Origin of the sequence: Pararhodobacter sp. (assembly GCF_034676545.1) — a bacterium.
Taxonomy (GTDB): domain Bacteria; phylum Pseudomonadota; class Alphaproteobacteria; order Rhodobacterales; family Rhodobacteraceae; genus Pararhodobacter.
Map to the genome: position 1 here is coordinate 1 of NZ_JAUCBZ010000013.1, position 16716 is coordinate 16716.

Sequence of the window (16716 nt, forward strand, 5' to 3'; positions counted from 1 at the left end):
ATTGAAGGAAAGAGTATTACCCACATACTGGCCGAAGTCTTCCGCCTCCTGCGAAATTCTTCTGCGCTGCGTGGAAGAGACCCGCGCCAGGGGTTATGCCTTGAACCAAGGCATTCTGATGCCCGGTTCCTGGGGGCTTGGTTTGCCGGTGCGCGATACACAGGGCCGTCCTGTTGGTGCGCTCTCGATCGCGGCAATCGAAAGCCGTCTCCAGGAAGACCGTTGCGCTGAGTTGGTACCGCTTCTGCGCGAAGAGGTCCGCATTCTGGAGGCTGCATTGCGCCAGCCCTCATCTCGCACGGCTGAAACACAATCGAACATCAAGCGTGCGCCCTCCACGGTCGCCACGCGCAACAGAAAGGTGTCCAGATGACACGCGCCTGTATTGTAGGTTACGCCCATTCCCCGTTCGGCAAGCTCGAGGATCCCGATACCGAAAGCCTGATGGCGCGCGTCTCCGGTGCGGCGCTGGAGCATGCCGGCGTTTCTCCCGAACAGGTTGACGGCATCTATGTCGGCGTCATGAATTCCGGCTTCCAGAAGCAGGACTTCCAGGCTGGCCTCGTGGCCCTTGCCGATGACCGCCTGGCCTATACACCTGCCACGCGGTTGGAAAATGCCTGCGCCACCGGCTCTGCCGCCATCTATTCGGCGATTGATTTTATCGAATCCGGCCGTGGGCGTATCGCACTCGTGGTGGGTGCAGAAAAGATGACCGCCAAGCCAACTGCTGAAGTGGGTGATATTCTGCTGAACGCCTGCTATCGCAAGGAAGAAGCAGATATCGAAGGCGGTTTCGCCGGTGTGTTCGGACGCATCGCGCAGACCTATTTCCAGCGCTATGGTGACCGGTCTGAAGAGATCGCCCGTATCGCCGCCAAGAACCACAAGAACGGCGTTTCCAATCCTTATGCGCAGCTGCGCAAGGATCTGGGCTTCGAGTTCTGCAATACGGTATCGGATCGCAATCCGCTGGTCGCCGGTCCTCTGCGCCGCACCGACTGCTCTCTGGTTTCCGATGGCGCAGCTGCGCTGGTTCTCGTTTCGGAAGATCTTGCCCGCGAGATGCCCCGCGCCGTGGCTTTCCGCGCACGTGCGCATTTCAATGACATCATGCCGCTTTCGCGTCGTGACCCGATCGCCTTCGAAGGCGCGCGCCGCACCTGGGCTTCAGCTCTTGAGCAGGCCGGCATGACGCTGGATGACCTCAGCCTGGTGGAGACGCATGACTGCTTCACCATCGCCGAGATGATCGAATATGAAGCGATGGGTCTCGCCAAGCCGGGTGAAGGCTACAAGGTGGTGCGTGAAGGCATCACCGAGAAGACCGGCCGTCTGCCGGTCAATCCCTCGGGCGGTCTGAAGTCCAAGGGGCATCCCGTTGGCGCCACTGGCGTTTCCATGCATGTGCTGTGTGCCATGCAGTTGCTGGGTGAAGCCGGCGACATGCAGATTCCCGGTGCAAGCGTCACCGGCATCTTCAACATGGGCGGCGCTGCCGTCGCCAATTATGTCTCTATCCTGGAGCGTCTGAAGTGAGCATCGTTGCACCAAAGGGGGGCGTTGCGCCCTATAGCCGGCGTGTGATGAATCTGGCGCATTTTTTGCGCCAGTCTGCTCGCCGTTTTCCGCAGGAAGTTGGTTTTGTCCATGGCGCGCAGGTCCTGGACTGGAGCCAGATTGATGCGCGCGTAGACGCCATGTGCGTGGCGCTGGCCGCCCGTGGCGTGACCAAGGGTGATCGGGTTCTGGTGCAGTCCAAGAACTGCGCGCAGATGTTCGAGTCCATGTTCGTCTGCTTCCGCATGGGTGCGGTGTGGGTGCCCACCAATTTCCGGCAGACCCCGGATGAGGTGGCCTATCTCGCCGAAGCCAGTGGCGCGACGGCGATGATCTCCCACGCCGACTTCCCCGACCATGTGACCGCCGCGCGCCGCGATGCGCCCGGCATCACCACTGTCGTGGCCATTGGCGATGCACCGTTTGGCGAGTCCTATGACGCGCTGGTGGCAGAACATCTCGGCACCCGCTTCACGCCGGCGGATGTCGAGCATGATGACCCGTGCTGGTTCTTCTTCACCTCCGGCACCACCGGTCGTCCGAAGGCCGCCGTGCTCACCCATGGCCAGATGGGTTTCGTGGTCACCAACCATCTGTGCGACCTGATGCCCGGCACCACCCAGGCCGATGCATCGCTTGTGGTCGCCCCACTTTCCCATGGCGCGGGCATCCACCAGCTGGTGAACACCGCCCGTTCGGTGAAGACCATCCTCCTGCCCACTGACAGCTTCGATATTCCCGAAGCCTGGCGCATTGTGCAGGACTGGAAGGTGACGAATATCTTCACCGTGCCCACCATCACCAAGATGCTGGTGGAACACCCCTCGGTGGATGATTTCGATCACTCCTCGCTGCGCTATGTAATCTATGCCGGCGCGCCGATGTATCGCGAGGACCAGAAGCGGGCGCTGAAGAAGCTCGGCAAGGTTCTGGTGCAGTATTTTGGCCTCGGTGAGGTAACCGGCAACATCACCGTGTTGCCGCCTGCACTGCATGAGCCGGATGACGGCCCGCATGTGAAGGTTGGCACCTGCGGCATTGAGCGCACGGCCATGCAGGTGCAGATCCAGAACGACGAAGGCGCAGAAGTCAGCGCCTTCGAGACCGGCGAGATCTGCGTGTGCGGCCCGGCTGTGCTGGCTGGTTACTACAACAACCCGGAAGCCAACGAGAAGGCCTTCCGCAATGGCTGGTTCCGCACCGGCGATCTTGGCCACATGGATGAGCAGGGCTTCGTGTACATCACGGGCCGCGCTTCCGACATGTACATCTCCGGCGGCTCCAACGTGTATCCGCGCGAGATCGAGGAAAAGATGCTCACCCATGCTGACATCGCTGAAGTGGCGATCGTCGGTGTGCCAGACCCCAAATGGGGTGAGGTGGGTATTGCGGTGTGCGTCGCCCGTGCAGGTTCAACCGTGTGCGAGGCGGATGTGATCGGCTTCCTGGAGCCGAAGGTCTCTCGCTACAAGCTGCCCAAGCGTGTGCTGTTCTGGGACAGCCTGCCCAAGTCCGCCTACGGCAAGATCACCAAGAAGATGGTGCGCGAGGCGCTGGAAGAACGCGGCGAGATCTCTGCGTAACACACAACTGTGGAGGCGGCCCGGCCGGGCCGTCTCCCTTTAACAAGAAGATTGGGAGGATATCTTGGCGCGTGAAGGTTCCGTGATCGTCACTGGCGGTGCATCCGGCATTGGTCTTGCCCTGGTGGAAGATCTTCTGAACGATGGCTGGCATGTGATCGCCGCCGATATTGGCGAGGCGGCGCTGGATGCTGCACGCACGCGGCTGGCCGCCCATGGCGACAAGGTGCGTTTTGCCCGTCTCGATGTGTCGGACGAAGCCGGTGTGATCTCGGCGGTCGCGGACTGGGCGAAAGATTTCGGCCCTCTGCGCGGGCTGGTGAATTCTGCTGGCATCGGCGCTGCGACGCCCGCATTCGAGACCACGGTTGAGCAGTTCCGCCGCATTCTGGATATCAATCTGGTCGGCAGCTTTGTCATCTCACGCGAAGTGGCAAAGGCGATGAAGGAGAGCGGTGGCGGCTCCATCGTCAATATTGCGTCGGTGTCCGGGTTGGTCGGCAGCCTTGGCCGCACGGCTTATGGCTCCTCCAAGGGCGGTGTCATCCAGATGACCCGCATTCTGGCGGTCGAATTCGCAGAATTCGGTATCCGCGTGAATGCGATTGCGCCCGGCCCCATCGAAACTCCAATGGCGAAGGCGATGCATTCCGCCGTCGTGCGCAAGAATTGGGAAGACCGTGTGCCGATGCGCCGCTACGCCGAGCCAGAAGAAGTGGCCGGCGCGATTGCCTTCCTGCTGGATGAGGCGAAGTCCAGCTACATTACCGGCCAGACCATCGCGGTTGATGGCGGTTTCAGTATTGGCGGTCTGTTGCAGTCTGAGTGACAGACCACTTCCGAGCCCCTGTCTGCCCCAGGGAAGGACGGCCCCGCATCTCAAGGTGCGGGGCCGTTTTGTTTGGTGCCTTCGGGCTCTGTCTTGAAGCGGTGCGCGTCAGATGAACTCAAGAGTCGCGCAGATTGCATCTCACGGCCCATGCGTTCTGTGTAAGAGCCTTTGGCGTCACGAAAAATCCATCGGGTCCACGGAGATGGAACGTTTCAGCGCACGTAGGGCGAAGGTGGAGCGCGACTGGCGGATACCCTCGATGCGGTAGAGGTGCTCGCGCAGGAAGCGCTCATAATGCTCGGTGCCCGCCACCGCCACCTTGACCAGGTAATCATATTCCCCGGTTACGAGATGGGCTTCAACCACCTCGGGAATGCGCGCCACAAGTTCGCCAAACCGGTCCAGAACCTTGTCATCGTGGCGCTCCAGCGTGATCTCGATGAAGACGATGTCGGTGAGGCCGATCGCCTTGTGGTTGAGCACCGCCACATAGTCCTCGATCACGCCGAGTTGCTCCAGCCGCTTCACCCGCGTCCAGCAGGGCGACTGGGAGAGCCCCACCTTTTGCGCCAAATCCGCCATCGTGAGGCGTGCATCCGTGCGCAGGGCGGAGAGGATCTTGCGGTCCATCGCATCGAGTGGCCGGGCGGCCGATGGCGTGCTCACCTTCGGGGCAGATCGGCTGTTCTGTCGGGGCATCTATTTTTCCCGTTTTCGTTCTATGCATTCTGCCAGAGGCGGGAAAATAAGAAAGAAATTTTGATGGATCAGGTCTATCATGAAAGAACAATCCGGCGCTGAACGTAAAGGCCGGGAAGGCATCCTTCAGAAGATGCCCTGATATGGGTGAGGAATGTTGTTCCGTTGTGCGCTGCCGAATTCGCAGTGCGGCATAGAGTATTTCTGTGCCTTTCAGGCATGAGATGCCAGCACATCAGGCGGAATATTACCATTCTCATGCAATCAGGGCGGGTATGAAGCGACCATGACGGGTGCTGCCCGGCCAGAAGCCGTGCCATCGCCTGCGCACGAATTTGGAGACTCCAGATGAGAGCTGCTGCATCGACCCAGTTTCCGCGCTCGCGCACCCTGATTCATCCGGGGCGCTTCAATCCGGTGCGCATCCAGAGCATGCGCTCGGAAGCCGCGCGCCATATCCGTCTGGCGTTGGAGCCGGGCCTGAGCCTGTTTGATGCGCTGGTGAAGCCATTGGCGGAAATTGGCGTCACCAACGCCTCCACCACCATTCTTGGCGGCTATTTCGAGACGCTGGACTACTGCGTCGCCCCGCCGGATCCGAGCGGCAATGCCGTCATCGCCTATACCAAGCCGATCCTGGCTGGAAAGACCTATATGGTCTTTGGCAATGCCACCATCGGTGTGAACATGAAGGGCAATCCGCTGGTGCATTGCCATGCGGCGATCCGTACGGAAAGCGGTGTGGTGAAGGGTGGTCACATCCTCACGGAAGCCTCCATCGTCGGCCCCTATCCCATTCCGGTTCTGGTGACCTCGCTCGACAGTTTCGAGCTGCGCCAGGCCTTTGATCCGGAAACCAATATTCCCCTCCTCCAGCCCCATGCGAAGGCGGAAGTCCATGACTGAGACCGTGACATCCGAGACCAATCCCGTTGTTGAAGCTGGACGCATGGGCCGCGTAGCCTATGCCCGCATCGCGCCGAACGAGGATCTGGTGCAGTGCATTGAAAAGCTGTGCCTGGCCGAAGGCTTCCGCAATGCCTTCGTGCGCGGTGCGCTTGGGAGCCTTGTGGATAGCTGCCTCGGCACGCTGGATGGCAAGATGGTGCACATCAAAGGCCCGGCGGTGGAAATCGTCAGCCTTGCCGGTGAAGTGCGTGAGCAGGCCGATGGCTCCCTCACTGCGGCCCTCACCGGCGTGGTGGCGGACCCGGAAGGCAATGTCTATGGCGGCCCCTTCATTGCGGGTTCCAATCCGGTGTGCATGACCTTTGAGGTTACACTGGAAGAGTGGCTGCCAGAAGCGGCCTGACCAGTCCTGCCTTTGTCAGCGGCTTTGAATAGCAAACCCCTGTCCGGTGAAAGCTGGGCAGGGGTTTTCGTGTTTTTGGCACGTCTGAAACTCGGCCCCGTTTCAGTGAACTTGAGAAACCGCTCTGCATGTTAAGCGACGGCATCTTTTCACGCGAACCGATTGAAGCGTGCCACGCGGTTTTGCAGCGCGGGACACCGGAATTTGCACCACTCATAATAGCCGCTCAAGAGGGCAATTAGAGCCTCTTGAGCGGTGTTGACTGTGCCAGCGAACAGAGCGTGTCTACTGCTCCTTAATGGAGAGCACGCACATGACCACCGCCATCGCCACCCACCTCGAAGCCATTGCCCAGATCCTGAAGGATGCCGCCCACGCGGCCGAGGAAGCGGCGCGGGCGGCTCAGGATGGTCAGGTCAATCTGGCCATTGGCACGGTGGCTTGGGTCGAGGCCAGCCTACCCGATGCGCAGGCCCTCTTAGCGGCCGCCCTGATCCTCCATCGCCGGGGAAACCCGGCCCCCGTCACCCGGACAGGGGACGTATTAACTGCCCGGCCACACCACCTGCGCCGCAGCGCGTGCCCCGGCTTCATCTACCGCCGCCATCACAGCAGCCTTGCCCGCCAGCCGGGCGCGCTCAATCGCCCCGCCAATCTGCTGCCACTGGGTGTATGCGGTCAGCACAACGGCCCCCACATCAGCCAGCGTATCGCCGGTGATGCCGATCTCGGCCGAGAGCAGCGGATAATTGGCCGGGTCCGGGTCAGCATCCTGTGCCAGCCGCTCGGCTTCGCCGGCTTTGGCCAGATATGTCATCGCCTGCCCGCTGCCGGGCGTGATGTAGCGGGCGCGCTCTGCTTCGGCGGCGCTGTCAATTTGCGCCGTCAGATCCGCCTTGAGCGCCGCCAGATCAACCAGCACCGGCTCAGGCTCTGCCACAGGTTCCGGGGCCAGCCACACGTCATCCACCAGACGCCAGCCCGCGCGGACCTCGGCTGGCACCTCATCAAACTCAGCCGCCAGCAGGGGATGAAACGCGGTAGACGGGTCGGCCGCAACATCCACGGCCACGTTATCAATAATGCGTGCGTACATATTCACCACTCCACCACAACAAGGCCAGTACCACCCGGAGCATTGATGCTGCCAGCACCGCCGCCATTGCCCACGGTGATAGTCGTTATCGCGCCTTCCGCGAGATCGAATTCGCCGTGAGCCCAGCCGCCGCCGTTGCCGCCTCGGGATGCGCCATTGGGCACAGACCCCACGGTCCCGCCCGAACCGCCGCCATGCCCCCCGTTGCCGGGGTTTGTTGGTGCGGATGCGCCACCCGCCGCGCCACCGCCACCGCCAAGATCACCGCCATTGCCGCCCGAGCCACTCGGCGGCGAGCTGTTGATCCGTTGATAGCTTCCGCCACCACCAGCACCCGCGCCCCCAGCACCAGCAGTGACTGTGGGGGTGCCAGCCTCTCCCCCGGAACCGGCCAGAATATCTGTAGGGAAGCGCGGCGTCCGCAGTCCACTGATACCCGCCCCCGGCACCCCCGCTGATGCCGATGATGCAGCCCCGGCACCCGCTCCCGGCGCAGCACCGGCCCCAATTCCACCGGCGCGCCCGCCAACTCCTCCTCCGCCGCCAGCGGCAGTCTCAGTCGCATCAGCGTTCCCGCCATTACCGCCATTCCCGAGGTACGACCCCGCCGCCGCACCGCCGCCACCGGAATAGCTGCCACCGGCCCCACCAGTCCCGCCCTGCGCCTGGAAATCCCCGCCGACACCATTGCCAGGAGCCGCAGCCGTAGCGCCTGTGGCTGACATGTGCGCCCCGAACGAGGATGTGCCACCGTTACCCGTGCCGGCAGTGGCCGCATTGGCGTATGAGCTCTCGCCGCCGCCAACGCACCGCACGCGATAAGTGCCGGCAACCGGGGCGCGGAACGAGAACGTGCCGGCCACTGGAAACACCACGAACATGCCTTGGCCATAGATGCCAAGCGTATGTGTCAGGTTACTGTCTCCGCCACCGCCGCCCGCCGCCGCGCGCAAAGTCTCTGAATGATACCGATGCATAGATCACTCCTCCCGCCCGATGAGGGTCACGGATACGTCTGATGTTGTGGTGCGCACATAGACCCGCGCCCCGGCAGGCAGTGGCAACGGATGGCGGGCCAACACGTCACCGGCCTTGATGAGCGCTTCCCACTCGATCCAACTGGATGGGGCGGGCGCAACACCATTGGTGACAGCCACGGACACCCGCCCTTCAGCGCGCCCCCGATTGACGATGGTGAGCAGATATGTGCCGCCGGCAGACACGCCGCCGGCCGTGATATCCAGAAGTTCGTCGGCCGCCGGCGCGGCCTGATAGATGGGCATTGGGGACCTCACAAACATCCGTAGAAGAGGAGAGCTGGCGGCTTGTTGCGCGCCTGTGGTGAGACCAGCCGCCATGCGGCCCCGTCATTGAGCAGATCCAGCACCGCGCCCGCTTGCCAGTCCCGCCCCAGCAACGGCCCGCCATTGTCGGCGCGCACGATGGGCTGTGGCGGCAGGTCACCCAGTTGCAGTGTCGCGGGTCCGGTATTTTGAGCACTCACAACCACCCGGAGCGGCATGCCCGTCAGATCGACCAGCGAGAGTGGTGCAGGCTCAAGGGCGAGGCTGAGCGCATCACCGGTGCCTTCAGCGGCTGCAAAGTTGGCGCGCTGGGATCGGATGGCCCGCAGAACCTGCACAAGGTCATCCCCCGAAAGGTCATACCCCGCGCGCGCGATCAGGGCGGCAAGTTCTTCCTGCACGCCGTTGAGCCAATCGGCTGTAATTTCGGTGCCGACGATCCCGGCAGGCAGGTTCTCGGCCCGGAACCCGCGACGCCCGTCGCCAATGTCGAACGTGTCGTGACCATTGACGCGGTCCATCAGCCAACCCCTTCAAATGTGATGACAATGCTGGTGTGTGCGGGTGCGATACGCCGCAACTCGCAGTCGAGGGTCAGGGCCATGGCTGGCGGCGTGCCCACCGGCACCATGACCTGCCACACGAACTGCGCCCCCTCTGGCCTCAGGCGATGGCCGGCCCGCGCGACATTGGCTCGGGTGGGCCAGAATTCCCGGATGTTAATTTTTACGCCCAGTTTTGAGGCGACGCCGGTGTAGTAGGCGATGGATTGCCCCCCGCGCGCAGTCCAGCGCTGGTGGGCAAGACGACGCCGGTCTGCCAGAGGCAGGGTTGAGGGATCGCCTCCGCATGATGGGCCAAGCACTCGTTCGAAGTCCGGCAGGCAGTGCGTGGCGGTGCGCGGATCAATCTCATCCATTGCCGCGCCGGCGGCTGCCTCGATCTCGCTGATCAGGGTCGCGGCCGGCATCAGGATCGCCGCGAGCAGGCTGCCCTCATCACGGGCCGGCCAGATCCAGCCCGATGGCAGGAGGGCCATCAACCCGTCATGCACATCTGAGGGCGTGCGGCTCATTCGGGAGGCTCAAGAATACGGATCGTCCCCGGAACAGCCAGCTCCTGCCGCTCCACGGCAATGGTGGCCGCTGGCGCAATCAGGCGGTGCCGATATTCACCGGCGGCAGACGAAATAGATTCTGAGAGACGGGACAGGTACAGATTCCCACCGATGTGCGCTTCAGCGGCGAAGAACGTCCGAACGGATGCTTCCGCTGCCGCGCGGACAGGGCCGTCGAACGGGTTGATCTCAACCGTCAGATCGACCGGCCGCAAGATGGCTGGCAGGATGACAGGGTGCGCCGTCACCGGCCGCTCCCGCTCAATGAGCGACGCGATGGCCTCCATTTCAGAGGCGCTGGGCGGGCGTGGTGTCAGGCGCGAGCCCATGGCCACAATGATGGCGACAGTGCCGGCACCCGCCCAGTCGCCATAAACACGCACGGACGAGGTCGCGAAGGCATTCGAGATCCAGCGTGGATAGTCGGATGCCGCACCACCCTGCGCTGGAGTCTGGATCTCGACCAGCAGCCGCGCAAGCAAGGCGTTGTCGGCTTCAATGGCCGCTCCGCCCACCAGACCGCCATCATCGACGACGGCGACCTGGTCTGTGATGGGGATAACCGTCGGCACATTCAGGGCAATGTAAGCTGCCGCATTGCCCGAGGGGCCAACCTCGGCCGCGCGCAGATCCAGCAGCGCCGTGCCAGCCTCTCCGATCGTGACCGTGCTGTCCACGATATAGGCCACATCACCAGACAGCACCGTGCCCATAGGGATGATGGTTCCGGGTGCGCCGCTAACTTCGGCGCGACCGATCGCTGGCGTCGCGGGCCGCCGCACCACCCCCCAGATGGAGGCGTGGCGCTCCAGATGCTCCGCATCCGCCGTATCCGGGAAGTATTGCTGCCCCCACCAGCGCAGATGAAGATGCGTCTCATAGATGCCCATCACGAAAGTGCGGATGAGGGCCGCAATCATGCCGCGCGGTGAGCGCACGGCCCGTGAGATGGCGGCAGGGTCGGCGTCTGGTCGCGCCTCACGGATGGAGGCTTCCATGAGCGCTTCCATGCGGCGGGTCAGATCGCGCGGGCTGGATACCGGGAAGGGCATCAGGTCAGCCCTCCAATGTCACGGGATTTGCGCAGCTCTCGCCCGTCGACCCGGATACGCTGCAACAGCCTGCCCGGATGCGGGCGCGTCACATCGATTTCCGCGCTCTTTCCGGTCTCTTCCTCGGCCCACGCGAAGGCCTCCTTAAGCCATTCGGTGCACATGAGGCTGGCAATACTGCTGTCCTTCGCACGCTCCAGCAGCCACAGGCGTGAGCCAATCGGACGATAATCAATGTCCAGTGCATCACCGGCCCAGCCGCGCCGCTCCACGACGGTTGCTGGCGCATTGAGTTCGGAGACGCCGCTGGGAAGCTCGTCATCCTCACGGGCGCGCCGGTCACTGCCGAAGCTGATCAGCATGGCGGTGGCGGGCGTTTCATCCAGCAGCAGATCGCCATCATCCCCCAGCTGAAGGTCACAGCGGCGGGTGGCAGGATCATACGCGAAGGCGATGTCGAGGAATGCGGCCATGTGCGCGAGTATCTCGCGCGCGCGCAATTGAGGTCATGGCCGCATATGCGTCACGGCGTGCCGACAATCAGATGTCGGGGGCAGGATCAGGCCCGATCACGGGTGGGACGGATACCGTGATGCCGCCCTTGGTGACGGCCACATGATGACCGCCCGCCGCAATCTTGGCCCAGCCTGTGCCGGCGGCAAAGCGGGAACCATCCGACATCCGCCCGCGCACAAAGCCGGCCTGCATATCCACGGTGCCGCCCGCATAGGTGCATGTGATTGACCCTCCGGACGTGATCGACACTGGCGCGGGCGTCGAGACATCGACAGGTCCGGCGCTGGTCACCCTCACGGCACCGGTGGCGATGACATCTATTGATCCATCTGCCTTGATGTGGACCCGGGAACCGTCAACCGGGCTGTAAAGCGCAACTTCTCCCGGCTCGAGATTGCCCAGCCGGTTGCCCGGTGAAGCAATGGGCAGTGCAACGCGATCACCCCCATCGCCACCGATGGCCAGCACCACAACGAGGCCATTGTCCTCGGCCCGCGATGCGAAGCCCGTAGGATACAGCACCTCGACATCTGTCAGATCATGCCCGGCATAGAGGGACACATCCACCGTCTGCGTTTCGGCCTCATCCTTCGTGGTGCGCACCACACCACGGCTCACCATGCCACGCATCTGCAGCGCAAGTTCCGAGAGTTTCAAAGCGGCCTCGCTGTGCTGTCCAGTGGTCCGGAGTGCCCGGATGACCCGCGTTTGCGCCCCTTGTGCTGCCCCTGCCTGTTCGTGCGGCGGCCGCCCACCGGCTCACGGTCATAGGCATCAGGAGAGGTCACCCGCAATGCGGTCACCTCTCCCCCATCCTCGCTGTAGCGATAGGTCACGCCCGCAATCAGCATGTCGCGATCCACATCGAGGAAGGCATCACTCACGGCAGAAATCTCATTGGGCCGCCAGAGCTCCCCGCTCTCGCCCCGATAGCCCTTGACCTCATAATCAAGGCTCTCCGCACTGCCGCGTGAGGTGCGCTCCATCCATTCGGCCTGGCATTGGGCGCCATCATCCGTCAGCTGGGTTCGGCCGAGGGTGACAAGGGGCCGGTAGCGGCGCATCTCTTCATCGCGCGCGCGCCCCCATATACCGACGCCTGCCATCTCATGTTCGAGTTGGGCATCAATCCATGCAGGATGATTCATTGCCAGCGCTGGCGCGAACAGGGCGCGAGCAAACAGGGGCTGCGCCGTGCTGTCGAGTGGAGACTGCTTCGCGTTATGCTTGGCACGCTTGCGGCGCTTGCCGCCGGCAGCTTCTGCCTGCCCCTTCACGTGGTATTCGGAGTGACGACCTTCCGCCGAGAACTCGCCGGATGACCCGAGCAGATTGCCGGGGAACCTCAGGGGCGATGGCGCGCGCCGCGCACCGGTGCGGGTCACGACGAGCCCTCCGACACCATCACTGGTGAGCAGGCCTCCGCGCTGGCGCAGCCCCTTTTCCAGCGCACTCAGTGCCGTTTCACCGGGCTCGAGCACATACCGCTCAAAGGGCTCACCGACATCAACCTCGCTGCGCCACTCGAGGCCATAGGGTCGCACCACTTCGCGACCGATTTCGTCCATGGTTTTGCGCCGGAACTCGGAGGGTCCCTCGACGGTCGCAGCGCCATCGATCAGATCTCGCGCCTTGTCCGATCCGGATACCGAGACACGGGCACCATCCTGTCCGGCGGCTGGCGAGAGCGTATCCACCCAGCCCACCAACACCAGCTCGCCACTCACATAGACCTTCGCTTCAAGCCCCAGCGCCACCTTGTTGCCATAGCGCCCAAGGGTCGCGAACGGGAATGCTGCCCAGTTGCGCGCACCATCCCGCAACTCGAAGCGGAAAGACCCGGTCATGTCCTCGATGTCGCGGGTCACCTCGGCACTGGTCCACTCATCATATGGGGTGCCATCCAGCACCAGCGTGAAGGCGCGCGTCGCCCGGATCATGGCAGCACCTCAATGGTGTCGGTCAGCACCGTGCCGGGATGCGGCAGACGGTTGCGGGTGACGATGTCGCCATGCATGGCGATCACGCTGCGCGGATCGTCTCCGGCATAATGCTGGGCCAGAAGCCAGACACTGATGCCCATTGGAGGCCTGACAGTCAGCACCGATGGCAGCCGCCCGACCACCTCGTGCAGGTCGCGTGCGAGCTGGGCGCGCAGCTGGGCGATGGCCGACCACAATGCGCCGCCCGCACCCGGCAGTGCGAGCGCTGCATCAGCCGCCATATCCATGGCTCCGGCAAGATCCGCATCGAGCGCAGCGCGCATGGCATCTGCCTCCTGCCGGCTCTCATAGGCGATGTCGGTCGCCGCCCGCACCGCATCAGCCAGCACGGCGCAGTAGGCTGCCAGCCGCGCCGCCTGCGCTTCAGCACCCAGCGCATCGAGCGCCGAAATGTCTGCCGCTATGGCGCGCAGCAGCGCGACGGCCCGGCGCGGGGTGATGATGGCGGCAGGCGCGATATAGCCGGCCGCAGCCCCTATGGCCGGGGCAGGCCGGGAGAGCGCGGCATCCGCGATGGGGCGGGCAATCGCGACAAGAAGAGATGAGAGCTCTGTCATGACGCACCCGAAATGGCAGCACCGATCTGCTGGATACCCGTCTGCACCAACGGCATCAGGGCCGCACCTTCCGGTGCCATGGCAATGCGGGAGGATATGGCCCCGGCAACGGCACTGGCGGTCGAGTGCACTTGCGCGCGCGTGGCAACCGTCGTGATGCCGCCAAGGGCCGCGCCGCCATATCCGCCAGCGGCAGCGCGCAATCCGCCAGCGGCGGACAGCACCTGCGAGGCTGTATCCACCAGCGGGGCAAGGCTCAACTCAACCGGGGTGAAGCCCACATCGATCCACGCCACGCCCAGCTCGTTGTCGGCAAGGGAGATCTGGGCCGGGCGCTCGATCAGCACCCGCTTCTCTCCCAGCCATGGATGCAGCAGCGTGCCGATTCCGGGAGTCTCACAGGCCCGCCGGAACGCCTCGGCTTGCGCCACGTAGTTATCACCCACGAGGAGGGCGCGGACATCGATCGTGCCCGGCAGACGCCCGAAGTCGTCACTGGCCGGCGTATCGACACCCGGCATCCATGTCAGCAGGATGCGCCGGCCAACCTCATGCCGGCTGTTGATGACGTGGAACCTCACACCCCGGAACGCCGCCGGCATGAGGCCGGGCAGCAGGTCGCGCCAGCCAGTCCAGATTGACATCACACCCTCCCGACGACGCGGCCATTATCGGCTTTCTGCAACGGCACGGCCTTGTTCGTGGTTTCCACCTGCCGCACTTCGGAGCCCGGCGCGGCGGCAACAATGATGCGCCCGCCAATATCCGTCTTGCCGGATACGGCAGCGGCCGAGGCGAATTTGGGGCCAGCGACAGGCGCAAAGCCCTGCTTCTGCGGTGCGGGGGCGCTGGCGGGGCCGGACACTGGCGCAGCGGGAGCGCTGGCACCCGGCGTGTTCTCGTTGGCGGCGGCGGGCGCGGCGGGGCTACCCCCCATCCATGCCGGCAGGGATGGCATCTTGATGATGCCGGACAGATCAATGGAGCCGATGGCCCCGAGGATGCGCCCCGGCAGGCCCGCGAACCAGTCCACCAGGCTGTTGATGGCTTCTTTCACCGAGTTGGAAATCTTGTTGCCGATGTCCGTTCCGATTTTGGCCCAGTCCTCATCTTTCCAACTGGAGAGTTCGTTGATCAGGTTACCTGCCCAGTTTCCTGCCCATTGAAGAACTGAAGATGCGACCGACTTTGCGCCGTTCCATAGCCCGTTGATCAGTTCCGCACCCTTGGCCGTCAGCGCAGCCGGATTGGTACCGAAGGCCCCAAGGATGCGATCCAGAAGCCCCTTCCCCCACGCGTAAACCTGCCCTCCAATCACTCCAAAGGCAGACCCGATGGCAATGCCAATGCCACGCACCACGCCCGCGATCTTGGACGGCCAGCCGCCGAACAGATTGTCCAGCCAGCCCAGCAACGCCGCACCGCCAGCCCGCAAGGCATTGCCGATCATCGGCAGCAGCCGGGCCGCGATGCGCACGAGGGCTTGGCCGGCACGCGACAGGCCAGCCTGCGCCTTCGCCAGCCCCGCTTCCATGCCCGCCCAATCCCCGGCAAAGAGTGCTTGAAAGAACTCGATAAGGCCGCTGAAAGAGGTCTTTACCCCCTCCCAAAGCTCGCTGAAGAACGGCGCGAAGCCCTCCCAGTCCTGATAGATCAGGTAGGCAATGGCCGCGAGCGCAGCCAGAAGCAGGCCGAGGGGCGAGAGCACAAGCGCGATCACGGCAGCCAAGGCACCAAAGGCAGCCGAAAGCACCGTGAAGACAGGCCCGGTCAGCGCCAGCCCGGCGACAAGGGCGAGGAATGCGCCGAAGCCGCTTACAATCGTGTCGACCATGCCCGGGAAGTCTTGATCGAGCTGATGTACCCATTGGAGCAGCGTTGTGCCAAAGGCATTGATCCACGGCAGGTTCTGGCCGAAGGCAATGCCGATGCGGTTGGCCATCTGCGTGCCGATCTCTTCCGTGATTGCCAGCTGGGTCTGAAGCCCCTCAAACTGGGTCGCAAAATCCTTGGCGATGACATCAAGCCCAGCCTCGGAAATGGCCTGCTTAAACTCTTTGTACTTCTCGATATTGGCCAGCATGGGCAACAGGAAGTCGAGCACCTGCATATCGCCAAAGATCTGCGAGAGCTTGCCGGAGCCTGCAATGGCCTTGATCTGCTCGACAGCGGCCGCTGCCGCCTCGGCATCCGTCATGCCCTCGCCCTTGCGCGCCCGGAAGATGTCCATCGCCTTCTCGGTTGAGACCCCCGTGACCTGCATGATCTTCTGGATGGCGGACTCGATCGGGTTGAGCCCCTTGGCCGAGGCATCCTGCATCACGCCAAGAATGTCGACGCCCGCTTTCTTCTCAAAATTCTTGACCACTTCGGGGGATAACAACTTGGACAAGAAATTCTTGAAATTGTTTGCCGCCGCCGAGGTGTTATCGGTGCCGAACATGGCGACCTGAAGGGATGCGCCGATGGTCTCCACCGCTTCCAGTCCGGTGACCCGGAACTTGGCGAACTGTGACGCGAGCTCAGGCAGTTCTTTTGCCATATCCCGGAATTCGAAACGGCCGAGCTTGCCCGCTGTCACCAGCTTGGCGAGCGCGATCTCCATTTCTCCGGCACTAATCTTCAGAGAATTTGAAAGGGCGAATGTCACCTTCGCGACATCTTCCGGGACCGCGCTGGATGCCTTGGCCACGCGGCCAATGGTGGGCATGAGCTTGTCGACCAGTGTCTCTTCCGCGCCAGCCGCGATCAGGAGGCCCTGCGCTTTGAGCAGATCATTTGAGGCAATGCCAACCTCAAGCGCGAGCTTGCTGACAGAGGACGCCAGTTCGCGGATGCGCCGCTCGGCAGCTGTGCCGCCATAATCGGCCGTGACGACAATATCCCGCAGTGCCTGGTCAAATGCTGCCGCGCTCGCGATGGGGGCCGCAAAGCTGATGGCGGCTGCCGCAGCGCCGAGAATGCCGATGCGCTGGCCAAGGGCCGCGAACTGCGCAAACCGGCGCTGGAGCGCGCCGAGCGGACCCGTGATCCGGTCAACCAGCCGCACGAGTATTGATAGGTCCATCGTGCGGCCGGCCATCTG

At 63.4% G+C, this 16716-nt stretch carries 19 protein-coding genes; 6 read left to right on the forward strand and 13 right to left on the reverse strand.

What is annotated here, in order from left to right:
* From VDQ28_RS02860 to VDQ28_RS02875, 4 genes are all read left to right on the forward strand, one after another.
* Positions 1 to 373: IclR family transcriptional regulator domain-containing protein (locus tag VDQ28_RS02860; protein ID WP_323034506.1), on the forward strand; the 373-nt coding region annotated here is incomplete at its 5' end.
* On the forward strand, positions 370 to 1539 hold the full coding sequence (locus VDQ28_RS02865; RefSeq protein WP_323034507.1) for an acetyl-CoA acetyltransferase: 1170 nt from the start codon (positions 370 to 372) through the stop codon (positions 1537 to 1539). The genes VDQ28_RS02860 and VDQ28_RS02865, both read left to right, overlap by 4 nt.
* Before the next feature lie 2 nt (positions 1540 to 1541).
* Entirely contained in the window at positions 1542 to 3143 is a 1602-nt protein-coding gene (locus tag VDQ28_RS02870; protein ID WP_323034572.1) for an acyl-CoA synthetase, read from the forward strand.
* Between the two features lie 64 nt (positions 3144 to 3207).
* On the forward strand, positions 3208 to 3972 hold the full coding sequence (locus VDQ28_RS02875) for an SDR family NAD(P)-dependent oxidoreductase (protein WP_323034508.1): 765 nt from the start codon (positions 3208 to 3210) through the stop codon (positions 3970 to 3972).
* 177 nt (positions 3973 to 4149) lie between these two features.
* On the opposite strand, the gene VDQ28_RS02880 is transcribed toward VDQ28_RS02875, so the two are convergent.
* A complete protein-coding gene (locus VDQ28_RS02880) occupies positions 4150 to 4674 on the reverse strand; it encodes an Lrp/AsnC family transcriptional regulator (RefSeq protein ID WP_323034509.1) in 525 nt (174 codons plus the stop codon).
* Between the two features lie 348 nt (positions 4675 to 5022).
* Between VDQ28_RS02880 and VDQ28_RS02885 the strand changes: the two genes are divergently transcribed.
* On the forward strand, positions 5023 to 5580 hold the full coding sequence (locus VDQ28_RS02885) for a DUF296 domain-containing protein (RefSeq protein ID WP_323034510.1): 558 nt from the start codon (positions 5023 to 5025) through the stop codon (positions 5578 to 5580).
* Complete coding sequence (locus tag VDQ28_RS02890; RefSeq protein WP_323034511.1) at positions 5573 to 5986, forward strand: PPC domain-containing DNA-binding protein; 414 nt, start codon at positions 5573 to 5575, stop codon at positions 5984 to 5986. Before VDQ28_RS02885 ends, VDQ28_RS02890 begins: the two co-directional genes overlap by 8 nt.
* Before the next feature lie 544 nt (positions 5987 to 6530).
* Here VDQ28_RS02890 and VDQ28_RS02895 read toward each other — a convergent pair.
* From VDQ28_RS02895 to VDQ28_RS02950, 12 genes are all read right to left on the reverse strand, one after another.
* Positions 6531 to 7082, reverse strand: coding sequence for a hypothetical protein (locus VDQ28_RS02895; protein WP_323034512.1), 552 nt, complete (start codon positions 7080 to 7082; stop codon positions 6531 to 6533).
* Between the two features lie 2 nt (positions 7083 to 7084).
* Positions 7085 to 8059: a hypothetical protein gene (locus tag VDQ28_RS02900; RefSeq protein WP_323034513.1), complete on the reverse strand. Its 975-nt coding sequence runs from the start codon at positions 8057 to 8059 to the stop codon at positions 7085 to 7087.
* Positions 8060 to 8062: 3 nt separating this feature from the next.
* Complete coding sequence (locus VDQ28_RS02905; protein WP_323034514.1) at positions 8063 to 8365, reverse strand: hypothetical protein; 303 nt, start codon at positions 8363 to 8365, stop codon at positions 8063 to 8065.
* A gap of 8 nt (positions 8366 to 8373) precedes the next feature.
* Positions 8374 to 8907, reverse strand: coding sequence for a hypothetical protein (locus VDQ28_RS02910; RefSeq protein ID WP_323034515.1), 534 nt, complete (start codon positions 8905 to 8907; stop codon positions 8374 to 8376).
* On the reverse strand, positions 8907 to 9461 hold the full coding sequence (locus tag VDQ28_RS02915; protein WP_323034516.1) for a putative phage tail protein: 555 nt from the start codon (positions 9459 to 9461) through the stop codon (positions 8907 to 8909). Before VDQ28_RS02915 ends, VDQ28_RS02910 begins: the two co-directional genes overlap by 1 nt.
* The gene (locus VDQ28_RS02920) at positions 9458 to 10555 is read right to left on the reverse strand and encodes a baseplate J/gp47 family protein (protein WP_323034517.1); all 1098 of its coding nucleotides are present in this window, start codon (positions 10553 to 10555) and stop codon (positions 9458 to 9460) included. Before VDQ28_RS02920 ends, VDQ28_RS02915 begins: the two co-directional genes overlap by 4 nt.
* Positions 10555 to 11028: a phage GP46 family protein gene (locus VDQ28_RS02925; RefSeq protein WP_323034518.1), complete on the reverse strand. Its 474-nt coding sequence runs from the start codon at positions 11026 to 11028 to the stop codon at positions 10555 to 10557. The genes VDQ28_RS02920 and VDQ28_RS02925 overlap by 1 nt, the downstream gene beginning before the upstream one ends.
* 67 nt (positions 11029 to 11095) lie before the next feature.
* Positions 11096 to 11728, reverse strand: a complete 633-nt coding sequence (locus VDQ28_RS02930) for a phage baseplate assembly protein domain-containing protein (RefSeq protein WP_323034519.1) — start codon at positions 11726 to 11728, stop codon at positions 11096 to 11098.
* On the reverse strand, positions 11725 to 13011 hold the full coding sequence (locus tag VDQ28_RS02935; protein WP_323034520.1) for a phage baseplate assembly protein: 1287 nt from the start codon (positions 13009 to 13011) through the stop codon (positions 11725 to 11727). Before VDQ28_RS02935 ends, VDQ28_RS02930 begins: the two co-directional genes overlap by 4 nt.
* On the reverse strand, positions 13008 to 13631 hold the full coding sequence (locus VDQ28_RS02940) for a hypothetical protein (protein ID WP_323034521.1): 624 nt from the start codon (positions 13629 to 13631) through the stop codon (positions 13008 to 13010). Before VDQ28_RS02940 ends, VDQ28_RS02935 begins: the two co-directional genes overlap by 4 nt.
* Positions 13628 to 14275: a DNA circularization N-terminal domain-containing protein gene (locus tag VDQ28_RS02945; RefSeq protein ID WP_323034522.1), complete on the reverse strand. Its 648-nt coding sequence runs from the start codon at positions 14273 to 14275 to the stop codon at positions 13628 to 13630. The genes VDQ28_RS02940 and VDQ28_RS02945 overlap by 4 nt, the downstream gene beginning before the upstream one ends.
* Positions 14275 to 16713 (reverse strand): phage tail tape measure protein, encoded by a 2439-nt coding sequence (locus VDQ28_RS02950; protein WP_323034523.1) that lies wholly within the window; start codon positions 16711 to 16713, stop codon positions 14275 to 14277. The genes VDQ28_RS02945 and VDQ28_RS02950 overlap by 1 nt, the downstream gene beginning before the upstream one ends.
* Positions 16714 to 16716: the final 3 nt, after the last annotated feature.

Coding starts and splice junctions, on each gene's coding strand:
- VDQ28_RS02910 (WP_323034515.1), bottom strand. CDS start 8,907: ATGGACCGCGTCAATGGTCACGACACGTTCGACATTGGCGACGGGCGT.
- VDQ28_RS02950 (WP_323034523.1), bottom strand. CDS start 16,713: ATGGCCGGCCGCACGATGGACCTATCAATACTCGTGCGGCTGGTTGAC.
- VDQ28_RS02895 (WP_323034512.1), bottom strand. CDS start 7,082: ATGTACGCACGCATTATTGATAACGTGGCCGTGGATGTTGCGGCCGAC.
- VDQ28_RS02900 (WP_323034513.1), bottom strand. CDS start 8,059: ATGCATCGGTATCATTCAGAGACTTTGCGCGCGGCGGCGGGCGGCGGT.
- VDQ28_RS02885 (WP_323034510.1), top strand. CDS start 5,023: ATGAGAGCTGCTGCATCGACCCAGTTTCCGCGCTCGCGCACCCTGATT.
- VDQ28_RS02915 (WP_323034516.1), bottom strand. CDS start 9,461: ATGAGCCGCACGCCCTCAGATGTGCATGACGGGTTGATGGCCCTCCTG.
- VDQ28_RS02880 (WP_323034509.1), bottom strand. CDS start 4,674: ATGCCCCGACAGAACAGCCGATCTGCCCCGAAGGTGAGCACGCCATCG.
- VDQ28_RS02925 (WP_323034518.1), bottom strand. CDS start 11,028: ATGGCCGCATTCCTCGACATCGCCTTCGCGTATGATCCTGCCACCCGC.
- VDQ28_RS02905 (WP_323034514.1), bottom strand. CDS start 8,365: ATGCCCATCTATCAGGCCGCGCCGGCGGCCGACGAACTTCTGGATATC.
- VDQ28_RS02940 (WP_323034521.1), bottom strand. CDS start 13,631: ATGACAGAGCTCTCATCTCTTCTTGTCGCGATTGCCCGCCCCATCGCG.
- VDQ28_RS02945 (WP_323034522.1), bottom strand. CDS start 14,275: ATGTCAATCTGGACTGGCTGGCGCGACCTGCTGCCCGGCCTCATGCCG.
- VDQ28_RS02920 (WP_323034517.1), bottom strand. CDS start 10,555: ATGCCCTTCCCGGTATCCAGCCCGCGCGATCTGACCCGCCGCATGGAA.
- VDQ28_RS02935 (WP_323034520.1), bottom strand. CDS start 13,011: ATGATCCGGGCGACGCGCGCCTTCACGCTGGTGCTGGATGGCACCCCA.
- VDQ28_RS02865 (WP_323034507.1), top strand. CDS start 370: ATGACACGCGCCTGTATTGTAGGTTACGCCCATTCCCCGTTCGGCAAG.
- VDQ28_RS02890 (WP_323034511.1), top strand. CDS start 5,573: ATGACTGAGACCGTGACATCCGAGACCAATCCCGTTGTTGAAGCTGGA.